Source organism: Maribacter sp. UH1 (assembly GCF_056839145.1).
Map to the genome: position 1 here is coordinate 1,021,776 of NZ_CM166387.1, position 23,743 is coordinate 1,045,518.

The window sequence follows — 23,743 nt, forward strand, 5'->3', positions numbered from 1 at the left end:
TAAAAAAGAAGTAAAAATAAAAACCGTTCCAGAAATATTGTTTTGTCATTGTGCTTGTAAACTTTGGCTAATGTAGTAATTATATTTAAAAATGGTCGTTTTCCGTTTTATTTTTTTAAAAAATTCTATTTCTATCTCAAAAAACGAAGGTTTTGTGTTAAAAATTGAATGAAATATGAATTACTAATAGAAATAAAAAAAGACCTCTAGAAAGAGGTCTTTTGAATAAGTTAAAGAATAATACCTTATTTTTTACTGAAAAAATATTCGTAAAATTCTGTTTCACCATTAAAGATGTCTGAGACTGAAATAATTAATTCATTAGCAGAGATACTTGCCTCACCATCCAATATTAAATAACCATCTGGATCTATGTCTGAGTACGTTTGCCCATCATAGGTTTCTGTATATTCAAATTCGACTAAAGTCAAAACATTCTCCTCCTCGTTATAGGCCCATTTACCTGTTGAAGTATGAGATTCTTTCTCATTATCTCCATATATAACCTCACATGCTTCACTTGATCCGTCATAATCTAAACTTTTACTATCTGTTTCCTGAATAAAAAAGTACGTGCCGTCTTCGTTAAATGTTATTGAAAAATCATCAACCGTATAACAATTATCTATAACAACATCTAATTGCGTGTTATTATCGCAAAATAATGTAGAGTCGTAATTTTCACATGATTCCTCACCCGCTAAGATTGTCTCTCCATTATCAATTTCTTTTGTAAAATCCCATTCACCTACAAGATTTACATTACCTCCCCAAGACTCAACTGTTACACAAACTTCTTGTGGCTGACTAATATTACCTTGGTTATCATATACGCAAATAGCATAACAGAATGTACCGGCAGGGACAGTATTAGAAAAATTGACATCAATTACCGTATCTTCATCTTTCTGAGTAGATGCTCCCTTTTTAGCGAAAATATCTTTTCTTTCTTTTGATAAAAATTTACCTCCATAATAAGTATCTGTGGCGCTTGAAGGTACATCTATATAACTATCAGCCATTCCGTTTTCATCGAACAACTGAATATAGGCACCCGCAAAATCTGTTGGTGCATCAAAAATTATTTCAAATCCATAATCCTGAAATGCAGTTTGGGTAGTATAATCTAAACTAAAATCTACACCTCCTGTTGGCGTTACGCCGCCATCATTCATTGTTGCCCCCATTATTGCTATACCAGAAGAGGTTGCATTTACATCTAATAAAACTTCTTCTTTTGCATTAACTCCATCTGGATCAATATCACCAGAGAGGCTTTCATTACTATCATCATTTGAACAAGAAAAAATGATAAGACTTAAAAAGAACAGGATAAATAAATTCGGTTTTTTCATAATTACGATTGGTTGTTTGTTAATATTTACATTACAAATATTAAATACTAACTGAAAAAAGAAGTCAAAATTGTAGCTGTATCGCATTTAGCAGCAATCGTAACTTTTTATTAAAGTTTATTTTGTACTTAAAATACTATCAATAACAGCATCTAGCTCTTCTTGAATTTTTGGGTCGGTACAATTAATGAGAATCGAAAAAACAAGCTGCTCTTTAGGGTAGACAAAGAAATTAGCATACCCTCCTACTCCGTTACCAACATGCCCAAAAAACTTTCTCCCTTTTGCATCTTCGCTTACCTGCCAACCTAAACCGTAGTACGTAGAATTACCATCAACTTGCTGAGCTGTTAAAAATTGATCCAGAATAGTTTCTTTGACTTTAACTTTCTTATCTAAAAATGCTTGTCCGAATTTTGCGATATCCTCTGAAGTAGACAAATAACCGCCACCAGCTAATTTGTAAAAATTATCTACAGGTATCGCCTTTCTAAATCCTGAAATGCTCTTTGTGTAAAATGCAGTAACACGGCTTTGTTCTTTTAATGCGGAAATATCATTTACCCCAAGAGCATCAAGATTTTTACTATTGCTCTGTGAGTCTGACTCATAATAACATTGGGGACAATAAGTAGAATTCATCCCTAGCAGATTCAGCACCTTCTCTTGCACATATTCCTCAAACGGAATTCCGCTTGCTTCTTGCATTGCTGCAGAAATCATTGCCCAGTCAAAACTATTATATAAATATTCGGTACCTGGTTTGTATACCAAAGGATCATCTTTAAATATCTTAAGACCCTGCTTGATGGATAATGGTTCGTTCAAACCATATTCCTTCCCTTTATAAAAACGTATACCTGCGGTATGACTAGCTAATTGGCGAATAGTAAAATCCCATTCTTTCTTAGGGTAATCTGGAAGGTAAGTATAGTAAGACTCATCTAAATCAATAAATCCTTCTTGTACCATATGTGCCAAAGCTGTTGCTGCAATAGGCTTTGAGACACTAGCAATTCTAAAAATAGATTTTTTAGAGTCTATATACTGTTTCTCGCCAATGTTGGCATACCCATACCCTTTTTGGAAAACTGACTTTCCCTCTTTTAAAACTGTAATTGCAATTCCGGGTACTTTATCTTCTATTATTAATTGTTGAAGTAAATAATCTACTTTTACCAATCCTGTTAACTCAGTATCATCCGCCAAAATACGTTTAGCAGCAAACACGTTTTTCAGATATTTGAGTATAGGGTTCATTCCACAAAGATCAAGCGTCCGTTATACAATTCTTCAACATCCACTGTTGCCGGTCGGTTATAACTCTGTAAGTCTCCCGTACCTCTTAAAACTCCGGTTAAACTTTCTTGCGGATTCACTAAAATATCATTTGAACCTCTATGGTTAAAATTTACCCGCTGGGTTATCAGTTCTTCTGCCTCTACCCTAGAATCGCCTGCTGCAATACTTATATTAAAGCTTTCTGCGCTGCCCTTTAACTTGAAATATGATATTCCGTTGCTTGTCATACTTAAACTAGTGACGTCTAAATCTAAATTGAATTCCCCATCTGTAGTTTCTGCTTCTGGATCTGTAAAACTTTCTGATAGCAAGCTTAAACTTTCAAAAGCCAGAACTCCGTCACTTTGAATAGGAAAACCGGTACTGCTACGGATACTGGTTAAATTGGGAGTGGTCACATAAACTACCGTGGTTCCATAATCACGTACATAATTACAGTCATTAATATCAGTCAATAACAATTGTTCATCCTCCACAACCGCAGCTACTTCATTACGTAAATTTTCACCAGTTTCAATTTCTACTTTTTGTGTATCTCCTTGTTTAATAATTAGAGTTACGTTCTCAAAAACTGTTATTGAAGAGAACTCGGCAACCGAAACTTCTTGTCTCGTAATCTCACCAGTACTTTGAAAACAATCCGAAGCATTTTCAGAATCGCAAGAAACAAATAGGGAAACCAAAATTACCATCAAGACTATAAGGTCTCGACTGCGCTTGACCAGACAACTAAGTGAATTATTTATCATTTTTATCATCTTATAATCGTATTCCTATCCCGAATTCTACTGCTTCTGCTTTTGCTCCGTGAGATTTTAAGGTAACTGCCCCAAATATCTTTTCTCCAAAATAACGTTTTAGCCCTACACGTAAATATGTACGCCCTTCAAAATCAAACGGATAATACACATAATACCCAAATTGAGAAATCATGGACACTTTATTAATGAACAACTCATGTCCTGCAAATATTCCTACTCTTTTATAATCGTCATCTGCAGCAACACCATTTTCTGGAAAAGCTATACTTTGATAGCGAATCAACTCCTTTAAAAAATTAGAGAAATAGGCATCTACTCCAAATTGTAGCGCACTTTTTCTTCCCACTCTTTTATCCGCATAGGCAGAGAGTACAACAAAACCAAACTGTCCAGAATCAATAACATCACTTTCATTTACACCTGTTCTTAAAGCAAAATTGTAACGTAAAGGCTCTGTTACTTTTTCTTTTTCGCGATGTATATATTCTATTTCTTTGCCCCCATCTAAATCGTATACTACTCCGGCATTGAAAGCCAAGGTATTGGTAGAGGTATTTGGAGCCCTAAAATTAGCATTTGAATAATGTATTAAAGAGATACCGGCTTTGAATCCTAGCCCTTTAATAATATTCTCTTTATGATAATTGAACATTAAATACGTAGAACTTAATACATCTGATCCGTATGCGTTATTTCTAAAATTTGTTACTTTATCATATGGGTTAGTAGCATAAGAGATCCCTTGCCCAACGCGAAGCTGCACATTACGCTTAAAAAGATAAAAATTATAATGCGCGTAGAGTCCGTAATTATCACCTAGTGTGCTATTATTAGAATTCTGATAAATGAAAGAATATCCAAAATCAGGATAATTATATAACTCTTCCCATGCATTTAAGCCATAGGTTTTTCTATTGTAACTCAAAATTACACCCGCAGGGTGCGAAGTGATTAAATGCGAAATATCTGGATTATGTAAAATTATAGACCCGTAAAACTGACTAGCATCAAGGGTATACTTTTTTTGCTCACCAGATTCTTGTGCGAAACAACAACTTACTGAAATCAGTAAGATGGATAGAAACTTAAAATTCATTGGGGGCAAAAATAGTTATAAGTTTTAAGTACGAAGTATTAAGTAACGAGTATTATCATTAACGAACACTTTGTACTTAATACTCTTTACTTAATACTTCTTTAAACCTTTAAAAAAGTACTTCCGCTATTGCCTTAATATTATCAGATTTCCCCATTGAGTAGTAATGCAAAACAGGTACACCAGCAGCTTTCAGCTCTCTAGATTGCTGAATTGCCCATTCAATACCTACTTTTCGCACATCTTTATTTGTTACACAACCATCTACCGCTTCTATTAAATCTTGCGGCATATCAATTCTAAATACCTGTGGTAATAATTGCATATGTCTTTTAACTGCAATAGGCTTTATACCCGGAATAATGGGTACGGTAATACCCATACTTTTTGCGGCTTCTACAAACTCAAAATACTTTTTATTATCGAAGAACATTTGTGTTACTACATAATCGGCACCTGCATCTACTTTCTCTTTCAATCGTTTTAAATCCGATTGTAATGAAGGTGATTCCAAGTGCTTTTCCGGATAACCCGCCACACCTATACAAAAATCACTGCAGTGTTCGCTTTCTATGGTTTCATGCAGATACTTACCACAATTCAACTCTTGTATTTGTTTTACCAAGTCAATCGCAAACGGGTGTCCGCCATCTGTAGGCTCAAAATATTTTTGCTCGCTACGGGCATCACCACGTAAAGCCATTACATTCTGTATGCCTAAATAATGACAATCTACCAACATGTACTCGGTCTCTTCTTTAGTAAAACCTCCACAAATAACATGAGGTACCGTATCAACATCATACTTATGCTGTATAGAAGCACAAATACCCACTGTACCTGGTCTCATACGTGTAGTTTTCTTATCTAAAAGTCCTTCTTTCTTAATATAGATAGTTTCTTCACGAGATGTGGTTACATCAATAAATGGAGGTTTAAATTCCATTAACGGATCAATATTATTGTACAATTCTTGAATATTCTTACCCTTTACCGGAGGCACTATTTCAAATGAAAAAAGTGTCTTTCCGTTAGCATTATTGATATGGTCTGTTACTTTCATTTCTTATATTTTCACTCTTATTTGGAGAGCAAACCTTAAATAGGTATTAATACTTAATTATATTCTTTGGGCGTTCGAGTGGGCTTTCAGCTATATTTTTTCTATTTAAAAACTTTAGCAAAACTTCATCCTCACTGCTAAAATAGAAAAAGATGCCGCTTCAATCCCTAACGCACTAAACTTCTACGATATTCGGCGCTAGCCATCTTTCAGCATCCTCTAAGGGTATGCCTTTTCGTTCTGCGAAATCTTTTACCTGATCGGCTTTTATTTTTCCTAACCCGAAATAACGTGCTTGCGGATTTCCAAAATAATATCCACTTACAGATGCTGCCGGCCACATAGCCAAACTATCCGTCAGTTCAACACCAATAGTCTCTTTCACTTTTAAAACATCCCAAATGGTCAATTTCTCTAAATGATCAGGACAAGCAGGGTACCCTGGTGCAGGACGAATTCCCTTGTAGGATTCCTTGATTAAATCTTCATTACTCAACTCCTCATTTGAAGCATAGCCCCAGTGTTTTAGCCGGACTTCCTTATGTAAATATTCCGCAAAGGCTTCTGCCAATCTATCTGCAAGAGCTTTAACCATAATGGAATTATAATCATCTAAATCGGCTTCATATTTCGCCGCTAATTCTGCAGTACCAAAACCTGTAGACACACAGAAGCAACCCATATAATCTTGTTTCCCTGATTCTTTAGGAGCTATAAAATCCGCCAGGGCATAATCTGCTACACCTTCTCTACGCTCTAATTGTTGGCGTAAGGTTCTAAAAGTATACTCCTCGCTATCTCGCCCTTCGACTGAATTCAGGGTGATATCAATATCGTCATCGTTAACGGAGTTAGCAGGGAATAATCCAAAAATACCTTTTGCCTTTAATTTCTTCTCAGAAATTATCTTGCTCAGCATCTCTTGGGCGTCTGCGAATAAATCTGTTGCTTGTTCTCCAACAACCTCATCTGTCAATATTGCCGGGTATTTTCCATGCAGTTCCCAACTTCTAAAAAATGGAGTCCAATCAATATACGGCACCAAAATGTTCAAATCTAAATCTTCTATTACTTGAATCCCAAGCTTATTCGGTTTTACGATTTCCGAAGTTTCCCAGTCTATTTTAAACTTATTGCTACGGGCCTTAGAAATAGATTTATATGTTTTACTTGATGAGCGATTTAAGAACTTCTCACGAAATATATCGTAATCATCTTTAATGCTTTTCTTATAACCATTAGAAGTTTCTTTCTGCAGTAAATCTCCCACTACAGTAACCGCTCTAGAGGCATCATTTACATGAACTACAGCTTCTTTGTATTGTGGATCAATTTTTACCGCAGTATGTGCCTTACTGGTTGTTGCCCCACCAATTAGCAATGGAATCTTAAAGTCTTTACGTTCCATTTCCTTTGCCAAATGCACCATTTCATCCAAAGAAGGTGTAATCAATCCGCTAAGCCCTATAATATCCACATTGTGTTCTATGGCTGCGGCAATAATTTTTTCGGGAGGTACCATAACTCCCAAATCAACAATCTCATAATTGTTACATGCCAGTACAACACCCACAATATTTTTGCCAATATCATGGACATCGCCCTTTACCGTTGCCATTAATATTTTACCTGCATTGTCAGAATCACCTACCTGCGGATTCAACAACTTTTCTTCTTCAATATATGGCAATAAATAAGCTACCGCTTTTTTCATTACACGGGCAGATTTAACCACTTGTGGCAAGAACATTTTTCCGCTCCCGAATAAATCACCCACTACATTCATACCGGTCATTAAATTACCTTCAATAACTTCAATAGGTTTATCTGCAGCAACTCTAGCTTCTTCTACGTCTTCAACAATATATTGGTCAATACCTTTTACCAAGGCACGTGTAATTCTATCTTGTAATGGCTCTTCTCTCCATGAAAGATCTATCTTACTTTCCTTAGTTTTCCCAACTACAGATTCTGCAAAATCAAGCAATCGCTCGGTTGCATCCTCTCTTCTATTTAAGATAACATCTTCAACACGCTCCAATAAATCTTTAGGTATATCATCGTATACCTCTAACATACTTGGGTTTACAATACCCATGTTCATACCAGCTTTTATTGCATGATATAAGAAAACCGAGTGCATTGCCTCACGCACAGGGTTGTTACCCCTAAAGGAGAAAGAAACATTACTTACCCCACCACTTACACTGGCATGTGGTAAATTTTCACGCACCCATCTTGTAGCTTCTATAAAATCGATGGCATTCAATTTATGCTCATCCATACCTGTGGCTACAGGAAATATATTTAAATCGAAAATAATATCTTCTGGTGCAAAATTCACTTTGTTCACCAAAACATCATAAGAGCGTTTTGCTATTTCAATTCTACGGTCATAATTATCTGCTTGACCTACCTCATCGAATGCCATAACGATTACCGCGGCACCATATCTTTTTATCAGCTTGGCATGATGTATAAACTGTTCTTCACCCTCTTTTAAACTAATGGAATTTACCACACATTTACCCTGAACTACTTGTAGACCCGCCTCAATGATTTCCCACTTAGAGCTATCTATCATTATAGGTACTCGAGAAATATCTGGCTCAGAAATAACAAGATTCAAAAATTTGACCATGGCTTCTTTACCATCGATCAATCCGTCATCCATGTTAATATCAATAACCTGTGCTCCATTCTCTACCTGCTCTCTAGCAACAGCCAATGCCTCTTCAAACTTCTCTTCTTTTACAAGACGTAGAAACTTTTTTGAACCAGCAACGTTTGTCCGTTCACCAACGTTGATAAAGTTAGTTTCGGGAGTGACTATTAGGGGTTCTAAACCGCTCAACCGCAAATATCTGGTTGTTGGTTGTTGGTTGTTGGTTGTTAGTATTTTAGACCTATTGCTCATTTAATCCGTATCACTTTTTAAAATAATTGATAAATCCATTTATCAATTTCTTACAGCTAATAATTCTCTTATTAATAGCTTCAAAATCCTCACTCTCAATATAATTTAAATCAAGGGCTATATAAAGTTGAGTTTCTAACTCATACAAAGAACCTCTAGAAATATGTAAAAACTGTATCGTGTCCGCCGCTGTCCTTCTTCCGCATCCTTCTGCTATGTTAGAAGGAATAGATACAGCACATCGTCTAAGTTGATTAGTAAGTCCATAAGTCTCTTCTTTTGGAAACGACTTGGTCAAAGTATAAATATCCTTCACAAGAATTCTTGACTCCTTCCAAACATCTAATTCTGTATAGACTTTCATATTATTACTTTTTATCCAACAACTAACAACCGACAACCAACAACTAAAATTGACGCGGAGCAAAATTTTCCACTACCTCTGCTATCGCCGTAATATGCTCAGGAGTGGTACCGCAGCATCCACCTACAATATTGACCAACCCTTTTTCTGCGTATTCTTTAATTTGTTCTGCCATTTGATCAGGAGTCTCATCGTACTCTCCGAATGCATTCGGTAGTCCTGCATTTGGATGTGCTGAAACTGCATGCTCACTTTTGGTTGACAGTACCTCTAGATGCGGAACCAATTGATTAGCTCCTAATGCACAATTGAAACCGACCGATAAAATAGGAATATGGGAAATGGATATCAAAAAAGCTTCTGCCGTTTGACCAGACAACGTTCTACCTGACGCATCGGTAATGGTACCGCTTACCATAATTGGCACATCTATATTTCGATCTTCTTTTACTTCCTCTATGGCGAACAATGCTGCTTTTGCATTTAACGTATCAAAGATAGTTTCTACCAATAAAATATCCGATCCACCATCTAACAAGGCTTCTACTTGTTGTTTATATGCTACACGTAACTCATCAAAAGAAACTGCTCTATATCCCGGATCGTTTACATCAGGAGACATGCTTGCCGTTTTGTTGGTAGGACCGATACTACCGGCTACAAATCTTGGTTTATTCGGTTCCTTCTTTGTAAATTCATCTGCTACCATTTTAGCGATACGCGCAGATTCATAATTCAACTCATACACCAAGTCTTCCATGTAATAATCCGCCATCGCTATCGTGGTTCCAGAGAATGTATTGGTCTCTACGATATCGGCACCCGCAGCGAAATACTTGCGATGAACCTCGGCAATTGCATCAGGCTGAGTTAGTGACAACAAATCATTATTGCCCTGTAATGGGTGTTCCCAATCTTTAAAACGTTCTCCCCTAAAATCTTCCTCAGTAAATTTATAACGCTGTAGCATAGTACCCATGGCACCATCTAATATGAGAATTCGCTCTTTTAATATTTCCTTTATATCCTTCATTTTACGGTGTAAAATATTATTGGTTCAATAAAAATCTAATTCGTAATCAAGTAAGGAAAGTTCGGCTAGATGCCTTTTCTTAAGTTATCTGTCTTTGTAATGCCATATAGAATAACATCTTCTGCACAAGTACACAGAATAAAGATAGAATGTAGCACCTTCTTTTCCATATTGGAAAGGGTTGCCAAGGTTTCAATGGGTCTAGTCCCTCCACCTTTCTTGATAACGTTTCAATCTATTTATGAACGATTTGCAAAGTAACGGCACAGTATACTCTTATCCAAGAGTAAACTTGTTTTTTAGCCAACGAAATTTTTAAAAAATGTCATAAAAAAAGCCTCTAGATTCATATGGAGTCTAGAGGCCTTATTAATCAAATAATAACTTTATGCTATACTCTGTACTACTTCTTTTTTGGCTTCTTTCTTAGATCCATCGAATCCTTCGACACCACCAACAGTAGTATATTTCATTACATAGCGCTTACCCGGATTGATTTGTTGGTATGCATACTGACACATTACCGCTGCTTCATGAAAACCTGAAAGTATCAATTTCAATTTACCTTCATAGGTATTAACATCGCCAATAGCATATACTCCCGGTATATTTGTTTGGTAATCTTTTGCGTTATTTACCTTAATGGCATTCTTCTGAATTTCTAGACCCCAATCACCTATAGGACCTAATTTTGGTGAAAGACCGAATAACGGAATAAAATTATCCACCTCTAAATAGGTGTCTTCTTTCTCTTTATCCGTATGTTTAATCACAACAGCTTCCAAATGATCTTTGCCGTGCAATTCTTTTACCTCTGCTTTAGTAATCAATTTGATTTTACCAAGCTTTGCCAATTCAGATGCTTTTTCAACAGAATCCAAAGCCCCTCTAAATTCATCTCTTCTATGTACCAAGGTCACCTCTGAAGCTACATCGGTTAAAAATATAGCCCAATCTAACGCTGAATCTCCACCACCGGCAATAACCACTTTTTTGTCTCGATATACTTCTGGATCCTTAATCATATAAGAAACACCGGTATCTTCAAAATTCACAATATTTGAAATAGGTGGTTTTCTAGGCTCAAAAGAACCTAAACCGCCTGCTATAACTACAACTGGCGCATTGTGCTGAGTTCCTTTATTTGTAGTTACTACGAATGAACCATCTTTTAACTTATCTAAAGTCTCAGCTCTTTCGCCCAAAGTAAAACCTGGCTCAAAAGGTTTGATCTGCTCCATTAAATTATCTACCAAAGTACCTGCCAAAATTTCTGGAAATGCAGGAATATCGTAGATAGGCTTCTTAGGATATATCTCTGAACACTGTCCGCCTGGCTGCGGCAATGCATCTATTAAATGCGTTTTTAATTTTAACAATCCTGCTTCAAACACCGTAAATAATCCGGTTGGTCCCGCTCCTATAATGAGCATATCTGTTTTAATCATAATTTTTTGTTTAGTAAAAAGTAATTAACAATCACTTTTCAACTTCTTTTAATTTCACTTCAACTATGTACTTTATACTTTGTACTTTTTATACTTCGCTCATTTTAGCATTCTCCTTTGAATACTGATTCTTCGCCTGAATTAATGCCTTTCTATGTTTTACCACTTCACCTATGATGATAATTGCAGGGTTAGATAATTTTTCTTTTTCCACAACCTCAACTATAGTCTCAATAGTTGCAATGCCTAGTTTTTCATTCTTACGGGTTCCATTTTGAATAATGGCTATTGGCATATCCGATTTTCCCTCACCTTTGAACAGTTCTACAATTTGTGGAAGTTTTGACATTCCCATTAATATAACTACCGTTGCACTACTTTTTGCAGCTAAAGCAACATCTGTTGATAGCTTATGTTCTTTTGTTGTTCCTGTAATTACCCAAAAACTTTCTGATGCCCCTCTTTTTGTTACTGGAATATTCTGATAAGCCGGTACACTTAAACTCGATGAAATACCTGGTACCATGGCCACTTCTAAACCATGTGAAGCTGCATATTCCATCTCTTCTGAACCACGACCAAATACAAAAGGATCTCCGCCTTTTAAGCGCACCACATGTCCCGCAGATTTTGCCCGGCTGACAATCAACTCGTTTATCTGTTCTTGCTGATATGCATAGCATCCTCTTCGCTTACCCACAAAAATCAATTCTGCATTATTGGCATACTTCAGCAACTCTTCGTTAACCAAAGCATCATACAAAACCACATTGGCATTTTCCAGCGTTTTTATAGCTTTTAAAGTGATAAGCTCTATATCGCCAGGTCCCGCGCCTACAACAGTCAACCTCCCTTGACTTTGCGAGGGAGTATCAACTATTGAATTGATTGTTTTTTGATTGGATAGATTATTGGTATGCATATTATGCTTCTGCTAATTCTTGTTCTCTAAACTTTGCAACCGTCTCTAAGAATACTTTGGCATCCTTTATATAAGACTCGGCAAATTCTTTTGTTGGTTCATTCTGATTCAATTGCAGTACCAATTTCTCAAATCCGCCAGCAACGGCAATTCTTCCATCGGCTACAAACTTCTCATCAAAATCTTTAATGATACTTACATGTGTATTTACTTTCGTATTCTCTGAGGTTAACATCGCTTTCGCTGAATTCACCATTGAAGAATATGCGTGATAGATACTTGCAGACCATTTTTCTGCATCGAACATAGCTTGAGCATTCTGTATTTTCTCTTCACTTTCAAAAAGAAGTGTAGCAATCAAGTCAATAACCACACCTGCACACTCACCTACACCAATTGCTTTTTCATAACGTTCTGTATTTCCCCAGTCAATGAAATCTTCTGGCGTTAAATCATCTACAGATGATAATGGCGTTAAAAAATCATAGAAATACATTTGCCCTTTTCCAGCATAGTAATCCGGAAATGATAAATCGCCACCATTAGCATCGTAATCATTCAAGATTAAACGTAATGCTTCAGGACCTCTTTTACTAGGCACTTTAACCACTTTATCAGCAAAACGACCTTGACCGTTACCATCTGTGCTACCACCTAATAATACTTGTAGTGCCGGAGCAACTAATTTATCTTTCGTACGAACGGACATTCCCTGAAAACCAATATTTGCCATATTGTGCTGTCCACATGCGTTCATACAACCACTGATTTTTATTACAACATCTTCGTTATTGATATAATCAGGATATTCTGTTTTTATAACTCTTTCTAGTTCTTCTGCAATACCTGTACTACTTGCAATACCTAAATTACAAGTATCCGTACCTGGGCAAGCTGTTATGTCTAATGCTTTGTTATAACCTGCTTCTGCAAATCCTAATTTTTTCAATTCCGTATAGAAAAATTCAATGTTTTCTTCTTTTACAAACGGAATCAAAATGTTTTGACGAAGTGATAAACGAAGCTCACCTGCTGCATATTTCTGCACCAAGTTGGCTAATAAACGTGCCTTATCGGTATAGAAATCACCTAACAAAACTTTGATACCCAAAGCTACATAACCAGGTTGTTTCTGCGGAACAACATTCGTTACTTTCCACTTTTCAAATTCCTTTGAATCTGCTATTTCAACTGCAGGGACTTTTAAATCTGAAACTTTGGTTTTTGGATAGTCTTCTGGATCAATAGGAAAAGTATCAAAAGGGACTGCTGTTTTTTCTGCAGCCAACAATTCTTTGAATCCATCCAAGCCTAAATCTTTCAACAAAAATTTCATTCTTGCCTTTGCTCTACTCTTACGCTCACCGTAGCGATCAAAAACACGTATTACCGTTTCCATTAACGGAATGATTTGATCTGCAGGTAAGAAACTATATAATTCGTCCGCATGTCTTGGCTGAGAACCTAATCCGCCACCTAACATCACTTTAAAACCGACTTCTCCATTTTCAATTTTGGCGATAAAACCTAAATCGTGCATGTATGATAATCCTGTATCAGCATCACTTGCTGAGAAAGAAACTTTGAACTTACGTCCCATTTCTTGACTTATAGGGTTTCTAAGAAAATACTGAAATAATGCATGTGCATATGGCGAAACATCAAAAGGCTCATCTACATCAACACCAGCCGTTTCACTTGCCGTTACATTCCGTACGGTGTTACCACAAGCTTCTCTCAACGTAATATCGTCTTTCTCCAGTTCTGACCATAACTCTGGAGTTCTGTTCAAATCTACATAGTGAATCTGAATATCTTGACGCGTTGTAATATGTAATCTACCCGTAGAATATTCGTCGGACACATCGCAAATACGTAGCAATTGCTGAGAAGTCACCTTACCATATGGCAATTTTATACGGATCATTTGAACGCCTTCTTGACGCTGACCATATACACCACGAGCTAAACGAAGGCTTCTAAATTTCTCTTCATCTAATTTGCCGCCATGGAACTCATGAATCTTGCGTTCCAATTCTAAAATATCATTCGCAACTACTTGATTCTCTATTTCTGTTCTAAAACTCTGCATATTGTGGCCCCTCCTAACCTCCCCAAAAGGGAGGAACACTTACTCGGGTTAAACAAGCGTTATTATTAATTTATCACTTTACTATTCCTATAGACTTACTATACTAATTAAAATATGATGTCTAGTTTGAATTCCCCTAAGGGGCTTTTACTGTATAAAACCAGCCCCTACGGTACTATTAGATTTTGTATCTATTAAGATGAACGACCCGTTAGTTCTATGATCTTTAAATTGATCGTAAAAAATTGGCTTATTTAAACGAAAACTTACCTGGGCAATATCATTCATACCTAATGAATCTGTTTCTGTATCGATACCCGAATAATCAGGCGCAATTTTATGATGTACCTGTTCCACTTTCGCCAATACTTTATTGACACCATGTTGAACAACATATTTGTTTCCTGCGGCTAACGGCAACGAATCCATCCAAGAGATTGTAGCTGTAAATTGCTTATCAACCGTTGGCAAATCTCCAGCTTTCACTAACATATCTCCACGACTCAAGTTAATTTCATCTTCTAAAGTAATAGTTACCGATGAACGTCTAGAAGCAGTGTTATACTTCTTGTCATGAAAATAGATTTCTTTTATTTTAGAACGCGTTTGCGAAGGAAGCGCTACCACTTCATCACCTACACTCAACTCTCCTCCATAAACCTTACCGGCAAACCCTCTAAAATCATGATGCTCATCTGTCTTCGGACGAATAACATATTGTACCGGGAAACGAGGTGTACCTGCATTAAAAATATCTTTTCTATCTAAAGCCTCAAAATGCTCTAACAAAGTAGGACCAGTATACCAAGGTGTCTTATCTGTTTTATTTACTACATTATCACCTTTCAATGCACTTACCGGAATGAAGGTTATCTTCTGATCTTGGTAATCTCTTTTCGCCATCAACTCTTCAAAATCAGCTTTGATAGCATTGTAAGTTTCCTCAGAATAATCTACCAAATCCATTTTATTAATAGCCACTACAACATCTTTAATACGTAATAAGTTATTGATAAAAAAGTGTCTGTTCGTTTGTTCGATAACACCCTTACGTGCATCGATCAATATAATCGCTGCTTGTGAGGTAGAAGCACCTGTAACCATATTACGGGTATATTCTACGTGACCGGGAGTATCTGCAATAATGTAACTTTTCTTTGCTGTAGAGAAATATATATGGGCAACATCTATAGTAATACCCTGTTCGCGTTCTGCTACCAAACCATCTGTAGCCAAAGAGAAATCTAAATAATCGTATCCCTTTTGCTTACTAGTCTTTTCTATTGCTTCTAACTTATCGCTGGTCAAAGATTTTGTATCGTAAAGCATTCTCCCTATCAAGGTACTTTTACCATCATCTACACTACCTGCCGTTGCTATTTTTAGTACTTCCATTTTAAAGCTATTAGCCCTTCGCTATTCGCTATTGGCTTTTTAATATTATTGTTATTGCTAGCAGCTAATCATATAACTGCCTACTGCGACTGAATACTGTTTTCTAGAAGTACCCTTGTTGTTTTCTTTTCTCCATCGCTGCTTCTGAACGTTTATCGTCTATACGCGCACCACGCTCTGAAATAGATGAATCTCTAATTTCCTCTACTACCTTATCTATAGATTCCGCATCTGAAAGTACGGCTGCTGTACAAGACATATCGCCTACTGTACGGAAACGAACCAATCTTTCTTCTACAACCTCATCTTCTTCCCTAAATACAATACCGTCTTCTGCAGACCATATCATACCATCTCTTAAAAAAGTCTTACGCTTGTGTGCGAAATAGATTGACGGAATTTCAATTTGCTCTTCTTTGATATAAGACCACACATCTAATTCTGTCCAGTTAGATATAGGAAAAACTCTTACATTCTGACCCAATTCTATTTGTCCGTTTAACATATCGAACAACTCTGGGCGTTGGTTACGCTCATCCCATTGTCCGAAATCATCACGAACAGAAAAAATACGTTCTTTAGCACGAGCCTTTTCTTCATCTCTTCGCGCACCACCGATACAAGCATCGAACTTAAATTCTTCAATTGCATCTAATAATGTCGTCGTCTGCAAGCTATTTCTACTTGAATATCTACCTGACTCTTCTTTTACCTTACCTTGATCGATTGAGTCCTGAACATTACGCACAATTAACTCTAACCCTAACTCCTTAACCAATCTATCTCTAAATTCAATAGTTTCAGGAAAGTTATGACCCGTGTCTATATGCATTAATGGGAAAGGAATTTTCGATGGCCAAAATGCTTTTTGCGCCAAACGAACCAGTGTAATAGAATCTTTTCCTCCTGAGAATAAAAGAACCGGCTTCTCAAACTGAGCGGCAACCTCCCTAATGATATAAATTGCCTCATTCTCAAGTGCATTTATATGGGCAGTATCTTTTAAAAGTTCTTGGGAAGGCGTTACTTCCAATTCCGTACTTGTATTACTCATTCTATATTTTCTTAGATAAATTATCTTATTCTTTTCTACGACCTTAGATTAACTATGCAATCCGCATTCTCTGTTCTCCAACACCTTAGTTGGGTCAAAATAGTTATGCTCGTTAGGAAGATTATATTTTCTTAAATAGGCATCTAATTGGGTATCGTTCCAGTGGTAAAACGGACTCACCTTCAACACTCCGTCTTTGCTTAGACTTAAAATATCTAAACTGTCGCGGTGTGCGGTCTGCCCTTTTCTTAGGTTCGTAAACCACACATCTGGTTTGAATTCTGCCATGGCTCTTTTAAAAGGCTCCAACTTTACTTGTTCAGTAAACTCGGCATGTCTAGGGTCATCAATTTGTGGAATACCCATTACAGCATCTCTATGTGCAGTGGTTTGTTTTGGCACAAACAATTTTACGTTTAAATTCAATTTGCTGATTATTTCATCTGCATGCTTATATGTTTTTGGAGTGTTATAACCCGTATCGCACCAAACTACAGGAATATCTTTTTTCACTCCTGATACCGCATGTAAAATAGCAACTTCATAGGGTCTGAAGTTTGTTGTAACTACAGGCGTTTCTGCATGCTTCACTGCCCAAGAAATAATTTCTTCTGGCGGTATACCTTTAAATTGAATGTTCAACTTCTGAACTTGTGCTTCTGTCAATGCCATAATACTATTCTTTATTATTTACCCCACTTTACTAAATTCCAAAAACGCTCGTGAAAGAAATACAATATCATTTTTGTTACGAAATCTATAGAGGCTATTGATGCTGCTACTGAAAACTCACCTGTAAGTATATAAGATATAATCAGCGTATCTACTGTTCCTATTACTCTCCAACTAAAAGCCTTGGCTATACTACGAATTGGCTTTTCAGATGTTTTATCATCTTGATACGTAGTTTTGTTTTCTTTTTTATTTAATATAAGTTGATCTGCAATCATCTTTTACTCAATTTTTATTACCCTACTAATTTAATAGAGTTTTCAAAAATAGTATTATTTTCCAATGTAGTCGCCCTAATCTCAGATAAATTTCATTTACCCTATAGATTTAGTAGATTATTAACAAAAGAGCATGAAAAATTAATATTTCGCAACAAACTGAAGCATTGCGAATTGCAGAATGAAATAAAAAAATGATTTTATGAGATGATGTCTTTCAGTGTATTATTACGGTATACATCTAAGGCACTATCACGCACTTGCAGCATTAGTTTATGAACGGAACAAGTGTTTTCGTCGGGACAATCATCACAGGTTTCATAAAAATTTAGGCTTACACAAGGTACCATGGCAATTGGACCTTCTAAAACTCTCATAACATCGGTCATCGAAATTTCTTCGGGGGTTTTTAACAAATAGTAACCGCCACCTTTACCTTTTTTTGAACCTAAGAATCCTGTTTTTCTTAAGCTAAGAAGTATACTCTCCAAGAATTTTTGGGAGATGTTCTCCTTTTCGGCTATTTCTGATATTTGAACTGGTTTCTTATCTGGCTGTGCCGCTAAGTAGGCTAGCGCTTTTAAACCATATTTTGTCTTTTTCGAGAGCATAATGCTAAGATAGCCAAATAATAAAAATATCAGCAAAATACTTGAGCACACCATTTTTACGTTATAAGTTTCCAAATCAATTCTACCTACTTATGAAAAAAGTATTCTTATTATCGCTTATTGGCGTATTTGCATTAGTTTTTACATCTTGTTCAGATGACGACAGCGTTGGCGTTTCCAACGCAAGTGAATCACAAATTATCGGTACATGGAACCTTACCGCTCTTGAAACAAGAGATGGCAGGTCTGATACTAATTTTGATGGAACATCAATACCCACTACGTTTACAGCTGTTGGTAAAGATTTTGATACTGTTGTTATTTTTTCTGAAGAACCACAAACAGTAACGAGTGAAGGATCATATACAACGGTGACAACCACTACTGTTATGGGTGAAACCTCAACAGAAGAAGAAACCGGCGAAGACTTTTTCGAAAGTAATGAATGGAGATTGGACGGAAGCATCCTTTATTTTGGCTCTGGCGAAGAAGAAATTGGTTTTACGATTACAGAATTAACAGATTCTCAAATGTCATTACGATATGAGTTAGATGAAACTGTAGATTTTTTAGGATTCGAAACTAGTATTAGTGCGACCTACAATATGACTTTAAGTAAATAAACACTTTAATTTATCGTATAAAAAAAGCCCGGTACATACCGGGCTTTTTTTGTTTCTACTATCCTAATGCCTGAGCAATATCTGCGATAATATCATCTATATGTTCTAACCCTACAGAAATACGAACTGTGCCATCAGAGATACCTACTGCAGCACGTTCTTCTACACTCAACTTACTATGCGTTGTAGATGCCGGGTGCGTAACTATAGTTCTTGAATCTCCTAAATTGGCAGATAGGGACAACAGTTTAATAGAGTCAAAGAACTCTCTACCTGCATCTAATCCTCCTTTAACTTCAAAAGCTACTACACAACCACCTGCTTTCATTTGCTTTTTAGCTATCTCATATTTTGGATGCGATTTTAAGAACGGATATTTCACCCAATTCACTTTATCGTTCCCCTCTAGATACTCCGCTAATTTCAATGCGTTTTCACAATGCCTATCTACTCGTATGGCCAAAGTCTCTAAACTTTTAGACAACACCCATGCATTAAACGGTGATAAAGCGGGACCTGTAATTCTTGAAAAACGATACACCTTATCCATCAACTCTGCACTACCCACTGTAATACCTGCTAATACTCTACCTTGACCATCCATCAGTTTTGTGCCAGAATGAATGACCAAATCTGCACCAAACTTTATGGGCTGCTGTAAATAAGGCGATGCAAAACAGTTATCGATCACAAGTATCAAATTATTCTTTTTCGCAATCTTACCCAACTCCTCTAAATCTAATACATCAACACCAGGATTCGTAGGAGTCTCTGCATAAATGATTTTTGTTTTCGGAGTGATTAGACTTTCTATTTCTTCCAATGCATCTATCTTGAAATAGGTATGGTCAATATTCCACTTTGGGAAGAAGTTCGTAAACAATGAATGCGTTGAGCCAAATATGCTTCTTGCCGAAAGTACATGATCACCACTATCCAATAACGCCGCCAAAGTTGAAAACACTGCCGCCATACCCGATGCAAATGCGAATCCGCTTTCTGCACCTTCCATTTGGCAAACCTTATCTATAAACTCAGATGAATTCGGGTTTGAGTATCTTGAATATATATTACGATCTTTCTCTTCTGCAAACGACGCACGCATATCTTCAGCATCTTCAAATACAAAACTCGAAGTCAAGTACAACGGAACCGAATGTTCCAAGTTTTCACTTCTTTTTAGTTGGGTACGAATCGCGTTCGTTTCAAATTTATTATTGTTTTTGTTCATTTTATTCTTCTAAACTTTTTTTTAAATAGAATATAGAAAAGAGAGAACAGAAAATAGATTCTTATCTAGTTTTCTAATAACACTTCAATCTAATCTCTTTATTCTATTTTCTAACTTCTCTTTACTACCCTTTCTCCGCAATCCTCAATATATCTCCAAATACTCCTCTTGCGGTAACAGCTGCTCCAGCTCCGGCTCCTTGAATTACTAACGGATTTTCTCCGTAAGATTCGGTATAAATTTCTATGATAGAATCTGACCCTTTTACTTGCCCCAAGGCACTTTCCTTTGGCACTGATATCAACTTCACATCTAATACTCCTTTTTCCTTTTGAAGGTTTCCATGCAAATCACCAACATATCTTAATACATGATTTGGCTTCTGATTCTTTTTAATTTCACTGAATTTAGCATCTAACACATCTAAATTCTCTAAAAAGAAAGCCACTTCCCCGTCTTGTAATTTCTTCGGGATAAGGTTATCAATATTTATATCCGTAAACTCATTATGTAAATCTAGTTCACGTGCTAAAATCAACAGTTTTCTACCAACATCATTTCCAGATAAATCTTCACGAGGATCCGGTTCTGTAAATCCTTGCTGCATTGCATCTTTCAAAATAGATGAAAATGGCACATCGCTTTCTGAAAAAGTATTGAAAATATAACTTAATGAACCAGAGAACACGCCTTTGATCCTGGTTATGTTTTCACCGGATAAATGTAATAACTTAATGGTATCTATCAATGGTAATCCTGCACCTACATTGGTTTCATATAAATATTGCTTTTGATTCTTTTGTAGCTCTTCTCGTAGCAACTGATAAAAATCGTAACGTAATGTATTGGCTATTTTATTTGAAGACACAATGTCAAAACCATGTTCTACGAATTCAAAATAGTTAGCCACAAAGTCTTTACTTGCCGTATTATCAATAACGATCAGGTTCTCTAAATGATGACGTTTTGCAAAATCAAAAACGTCTTCTACTTTATACGCCTTGCCTTTTTGTTTTAGATTCGTTTTCCAGCTTTTGGTAATTCCCTTTTCATTCAACAAAATCTTCTTAGAATTTGCGATACCAAACACCCGCAAATCTAATTTCTTACGATCTTTAATTGTTTTGGCAGATTTTAGAATTTGATCGATTAATGTTCCTCCTACATTCCCGTGTCCGAAGACAAGAATATTTATTCTTTTACTGATACCAAATACTTGTCCGTGCATGACGTTTACCGCCTTGTGTAAATCTGCTTTCTTCACTACCAGACTCACATTATTACCTGACACCGTGTTGTTAAACAACAATGGTACAATCTGGTTTTTGATCAGCGCGTTAAAGGGGTTATGGAACGTACTTAAATCTTGACCTACAATAGATATGATCGAAACATCATCTATCACCGTAATCATATTCACATCTTTAGATTCAAAATCATTACTAAATTCATTCTCTAAAGCCAATTTTGCTCGTTTCGCCTTGTCTTTCTTCACCACAAGACCAATACCTCTTTCTGAAGAACCTTGAGATATGATACTGACACTAATATTACTTGCTTCTAAAGCCTTAAATATTCGTGCATCTACACCTACTTTACCTAACAAACCGCGACCTTCAATATTGATCATTGCAACATCTTCAATAACAGAAAGTGATTTTATACCTTCTTTACTAGATTTTGCACTGATCAAAGTTCCTTCATTATCATCATTGTACGTATTTAAAATACGCAACGGAATGTTCTTTTCAATAAGCGGAATAATAGTTTTCGCATGTAAAATAGTTGCTCCGAAATTAGCTAACTCATTTGCCTCTTCATAAGACAAGTTTTCCAACTTTTTAGCTTCGGGCACATAATCTGGATTTGCCGTGTAAATTCCGTCTACATGTGTATAATTCTGTAATTCTTCAGCATCTAGAAAATTAGCCAATAGCGCTGCTGAATAGTTACTGCCGTTTCTACCTAACGTTGTTGTCTCTCCATCTAAAGTAGATGAAATAAAACCGGTTACTACCGCAACAGTATCTTTAGGAATATCCGCAAACTTTAATAACACCTGCTCTTTAGACTCTGCCTCCAATACCTTGGCATCACCAAATGTATTGTCGGTCTTTATCACCTTACGCGTATCTACCAGCTCTGCGTTAATGCCTTTACCTATCAATAATTTGGTAACCAACTTGGCAGAAATTAATTCCCCATAAGCCAGTACCTCATCTTTAATCTTAGCACTATAATCTCCAAGTAAAGAAACTCCTTCATACAATTTCGCCAAGCCTTTAAACTCTGCCGACAAACTGATATTCTTATACGTATGCTTTTGATATTTTTCTAAAGCCTCGAACTGAGTTTTATAGTCTTTACCTTTTGCGGCTTTCTCCAGCATCTCTTCTAACTGATCCGTTGCTTTTTCTCTTGCCGATAAAACAATAGCTATATTCTCTTCATTCTTAACCTTATTGGCAACGATATCCAATACTCGCTCTAGTCCTTCTCCATTGCTCAGGGACTTACCACCAAACTTCAGAATCTTTATTTTCTTGGTGTTGTCGTTGGTATTAAAAATACCACCAAGCAATTTCTCCATTTGATCAAACTCGATCAAAAAGGCGTCATGCCCATGTAACGACTGTACTTCGCCATAGGTAACATTACTCTTCGCTTGCGCCAATTGCTTAAACGTATCTTTATTTTCTTGAGCAGTAAAGAACATATCAGAATCGACACCTATAATATGAATATTGGTATCGCTATTTTGTAGTCTGATAAAATTCTCATCTCCACCTCTTATGACATCAATAGTCTTCAATAACTGATTCATCAACTTATAGGCAGATAATTGAAAACGCTCTTGCAACTTATCGCCATGATGCATTAACCAACTTTCTACATTAAAGACCTGCAGCTCTTCGTTAGTACTTCTTTTGAAACGCTCTTTGAAAGAAGCCGGAGTTCTATAGCACAGCATTGCATGCATACGTGCATCATGTACAGGTTGCTTAGAATTCACCAAAAACTGCTCTTGAATCTGACAGTTGGCAATTAGCCAGTCGGTCGATTTCCAATCGGATGCCACAGGAATTAAATGCTCAGTTAAATCTGGTTGTAATGCTGCCATTTCCCAAGCAATACCACCACCTAAAGAACCACCGATCAAAGCAAAAAGACGTTCTACCTTTAACTGCTGCAAGCCCAATAAAAACATTCTTGCTACATCACCAGCTACAAAATCCTTATAATTTTCTATCACGAACTTATCATGACCGTTTCCCGGAATATTGAATGCCAGAATAGTATACTTTTGGGTATCGATACATTTTTCATCACCAATAAGTGCTGACCACCAGCCATCTTCACCAGTAACATTAGAGTTTCCGGTCAAAGCGTGGTTCACCAAAATAATAGGTGCCGTGTGCAGTTCTTTACCAAATACCTGATAAGACAATTGAATATCTTGAGAGGCACCACTTAAGGTCTTGTATTTTTTAATCTGTAATTGATGTAGCATCTATTTCAAAATCAA

Annotated in this window: 19 protein-coding genes and 1 riboswitch; of the genes, 1 reads left to right on the top strand and 18 read right to left on the bottom strand. The window is 36.4% G+C overall.

Features of this window, described 5'->3' with window-relative positions; genetic code table 11:
• Positions 1-245: 245 nt before the first annotated feature.
• The 16 genes from UH1x_RS04490 to UH1x_RS04565 all read right to left on the bottom strand — a co-directional run bounded on the left by UH1x_RS04490 (position 246) and on the right by UH1x_RS04565 (position 18,363).
• Positions 246-1,355, bottom strand: coding sequence for a hypothetical protein (locus tag UH1x_RS04490; RefSeq protein WP_482625376.1), 1,110 nt, complete (start codon positions 1,353-1,355; stop codon positions 246-248).
• A gap of 117 nt (positions 1,356-1,472) precedes the next feature.
• Positions 1,473-2,615, bottom strand: a complete 1,143-nt coding sequence (locus tag UH1x_RS04495) for a serine hydrolase domain-containing protein (RefSeq protein WP_482625378.1) — start codon at positions 2,613-2,615, stop codon at positions 1,473-1,475.
• Complete coding sequence (locus UH1x_RS04500) at positions 2,612-3,406, bottom strand: head GIN domain-containing protein (RefSeq protein ID WP_482625379.1); 795 nt, start codon at positions 3,404-3,406, stop codon at positions 2,612-2,614. The genes UH1x_RS04495 and UH1x_RS04500 overlap by 4 nt, the downstream gene beginning before the upstream one ends.
• Positions 3,407-3,416: 10 nt before the next feature.
• A complete protein-coding gene (locus tag UH1x_RS04505; protein ID WP_482625381.1) occupies positions 3,417-4,514 on the bottom strand; it encodes an acyloxyacyl hydrolase in 1,098 nt (365 codons plus the stop codon).
• Between the two features lie 109 nt (positions 4,515-4,623).
• A complete protein-coding gene (metF, locus tag UH1x_RS04510) occupies positions 4,624-5,577 on the bottom strand; it encodes a methylenetetrahydrofolate reductase [NAD(P)H] (protein ID WP_482625383.1) in 954 nt (317 codons plus the stop codon).
• Positions 5,578-5,752: 175 nt separating this feature from the next.
• Positions 5,753-8,494, bottom strand: a complete 2,742-nt coding sequence (gene metH, locus UH1x_RS04515; protein WP_482625385.1) for a methionine synthase — start codon at positions 8,492-8,494, stop codon at positions 5,753-5,755.
• Positions 8,495-8,504: 10 nt separating this feature from the next.
• Complete coding sequence (locus UH1x_RS04520; protein ID WP_482625387.1) at positions 8,505-8,858, bottom strand: four helix bundle protein; 354 nt, start codon at positions 8,856-8,858, stop codon at positions 8,505-8,507.
• Between the two features lie 43 nt (positions 8,859-8,901).
• The gene (locus UH1x_RS04525; RefSeq protein ID WP_482625389.1) at positions 8,902-9,891 is read right to left on the bottom strand and encodes a homocysteine S-methyltransferase family protein; all 990 of its coding nucleotides are present in this window, start codon (positions 9,889-9,891) and stop codon (positions 8,902-8,904) included.
• A gap of 114 nt (positions 9,892-10,005) precedes the next feature.
• Positions 10,006-10,120: riboswitch (SAM riboswitch) on the bottom strand.
• Positions 10,121-10,277: 157 nt separating this feature from the next.
• Complete coding sequence (locus tag UH1x_RS04530; protein WP_482625391.1) at positions 10,278-11,339, bottom strand: NAD(P)/FAD-dependent oxidoreductase; 1,062 nt, start codon at positions 11,337-11,339, stop codon at positions 10,278-10,280.
• Positions 11,340-11,427: 88 nt separating this feature from the next.
• The gene (cobA, locus tag UH1x_RS04535; protein WP_482625393.1) at positions 11,428-12,261 is read right to left on the bottom strand and encodes a uroporphyrinogen-III C-methyltransferase; all 834 of its coding nucleotides are present in this window, start codon (positions 12,259-12,261) and stop codon (positions 11,428-11,430) included.
• Position 12,262: 1 nt separating this feature from the next.
• Entirely contained in the window at positions 12,263-14,353 is a 2,091-nt protein-coding gene (locus UH1x_RS04540) for a nitrite reductase (RefSeq protein WP_482625395.1), read from the bottom strand.
• Positions 14,354-14,500: 147 nt separating this feature from the next.
• The gene (locus UH1x_RS04545; protein ID WP_036156285.1) at positions 14,501-15,748 is read right to left on the bottom strand and encodes a sulfate adenylyltransferase subunit 1; all 1,248 of its coding nucleotides are present in this window, start codon (positions 15,746-15,748) and stop codon (positions 14,501-14,503) included.
• Positions 15,749-15,851: 103 nt separating this feature from the next.
• The gene (gene cysD, locus UH1x_RS04550; protein ID WP_051941873.1) at positions 15,852-16,802 is read right to left on the bottom strand and encodes a sulfate adenylyltransferase subunit CysD; all 951 of its coding nucleotides are present in this window, start codon (positions 16,800-16,802) and stop codon (positions 15,852-15,854) included.
• A 48-nt stretch (positions 16,803-16,850) separates the two neighbouring features.
• Entirely contained in the window at positions 16,851-17,474 is a 624-nt protein-coding gene (locus UH1x_RS04555) for a phosphoadenosine phosphosulfate reductase domain-containing protein (RefSeq protein WP_482625397.1), read from the bottom strand.
• Between the two features lie 14 nt (positions 17,475-17,488).
• Positions 17,489-17,752, bottom strand: a complete 264-nt coding sequence (locus UH1x_RS04560) for a DUF2061 domain-containing protein (RefSeq protein ID WP_036156290.1) — start codon at positions 17,750-17,752, stop codon at positions 17,489-17,491.
• A gap of 200 nt (positions 17,753-17,952) precedes the next feature.
• Positions 17,953-18,363, bottom strand: a complete 411-nt coding sequence (locus tag UH1x_RS04565; protein WP_482625399.1) for an RrF2 family transcriptional regulator — start codon at positions 18,361-18,363, stop codon at positions 17,953-17,955.
• A 92-nt stretch (positions 18,364-18,455) separates the two neighbouring features.
• Here UH1x_RS04565 and UH1x_RS04570 point away from each other — a divergent pair, with 92 nt between their 5' ends.
• Positions 18,456-18,986: a hypothetical protein gene (locus UH1x_RS04570; protein ID WP_482625400.1), complete on the top strand. Its 531-nt coding sequence runs from the start codon at positions 18,456-18,458 to the stop codon at positions 18,984-18,986.
• Positions 18,987-19,044: 58 nt separating this feature from the next.
• On the opposite strand, the gene UH1x_RS04575 is transcribed toward UH1x_RS04570, so the two are convergent.
• Positions 19,045-20,217, bottom strand: a complete 1,173-nt coding sequence (locus tag UH1x_RS04575; protein WP_036156296.1) for a trans-sulfuration enzyme family protein — start codon at positions 20,215-20,217, stop codon at positions 19,045-19,047.
• 124 nt (positions 20,218-20,341) lie between these two features.
• A complete protein-coding gene (gene thrA / locus UH1x_RS04580; RefSeq protein ID WP_482625402.1) occupies positions 20,342-23,728 on the bottom strand; it encodes a bifunctional aspartate kinase/homoserine dehydrogenase I in 3,387 nt (1,128 codons plus the stop codon).
• Positions 23,729-23,743: the final 15 nt, after the last annotated feature.

What these genes read in the sequence shown, in the direction of transcription:
- UH1x_RS04490 (WP_482625376.1), bottom strand. Translation starts at nt 1,355, where the DNA reads ATGAAAAAACCGAATTTATTTATCCTGTTCTTTTTAAGTCTTATCATT.
- UH1x_RS04495 (WP_482625378.1), bottom strand. Translation starts at nt 2,615, where the DNA reads ATGAACCCTATACTCAAATATCTGAAAAACGTGTTTGCTGCTAAACGT.
- UH1x_RS04500 (WP_482625379.1), bottom strand. Translation starts at nt 3,406, where the DNA reads ATGATAAATAATTCACTTAGTTGTCTGGTCAAGCGCAGTCGAGACCTT.
- UH1x_RS04505 (WP_482625381.1), bottom strand. Translation starts at nt 4,514, where the DNA reads ATGAATTTTAAGTTTCTATCCATCTTACTGATTTCAGTAAGTTGTTGT.
- metF (WP_482625383.1), bottom strand. Translation starts at nt 5,577, where the DNA reads ATGAAAGTAACAGACCATATCAATAATGCTAACGGAAAGACACTTTTT.
- metH (WP_482625385.1), bottom strand. Translation starts at nt 8,494, where the DNA reads ATGAGCAATAGGTCTAAAATACTAACAACCAACAACCAACAACCAACA.
- UH1x_RS04520 (WP_482625387.1), bottom strand. Translation starts at nt 8,858, where the DNA reads ATGAAAGTCTATACAGAATTAGATGTTTGGAAGGAGTCAAGAATTCTT.
- UH1x_RS04525 (WP_482625389.1), bottom strand. Translation starts at nt 9,891, where the DNA reads ATGAAGGATATAAAGGAAATATTAAAAGAGCGAATTCTCATATTAGAT.
- UH1x_RS04530 (WP_482625391.1), bottom strand. Translation starts at nt 11,339, where the DNA reads ATGATTAAAACAGATATGCTCATTATAGGAGCGGGACCAACCGGATTA.
- cobA (WP_482625393.1), bottom strand. Translation starts at nt 12,261, where the DNA reads ATGCATACCAATAATCTATCCAATCAAAAAACAATCAATTCAATAGTT.
- UH1x_RS04540 (WP_482625395.1), bottom strand. Translation starts at nt 14,353, where the DNA reads ATGCAGAGTTTTAGAACAGAAATAGAGAATCAAGTAGTTGCGAATGAT.
- UH1x_RS04545 (WP_036156285.1), bottom strand. Translation starts at nt 15,748, where the DNA reads ATGGAAGTACTAAAAATAGCAACGGCAGGTAGTGTAGATGATGGTAAA.
- cysD (WP_051941873.1), bottom strand. Translation starts at nt 16,802, where the DNA reads ATGAGTAATACAAGTACGGAATTGGAAGTAACGCCTTCCCAAGAACTT.
- UH1x_RS04555 (WP_482625397.1), bottom strand. Translation starts at nt 17,474, where the DNA reads ATGGCATTGACAGAAGCACAAGTTCAGAAGTTGAACATTCAATTTAAA.
- UH1x_RS04560 (WP_036156290.1), bottom strand. Translation starts at nt 17,752, where the DNA reads ATGATTGCAGATCAACTTATATTAAATAAAAAAGAAAACAAAACTACG.
- UH1x_RS04565 (WP_482625399.1), bottom strand. Translation starts at nt 18,363, where the DNA reads ATGCTCTCGAAAAAGACAAAATATGGTTTAAAAGCGCTAGCCTACTTA.
- UH1x_RS04570 (WP_482625400.1), top strand. Translation starts at nt 18,456, where the DNA reads ATGAAAAAAGTATTCTTATTATCGCTTATTGGCGTATTTGCATTAGTT.
- UH1x_RS04575 (WP_036156296.1), bottom strand. Translation starts at nt 20,217, where the DNA reads ATGAACAAAAACAATAATAAATTTGAAACGAACGCGATTCGTACCCAA.
- thrA (WP_482625402.1), bottom strand. Translation starts at nt 23,728, where the DNA reads ATGCTACATCAATTACAGATTAAAAAATACAAGACCTTAAGTGGTGCC.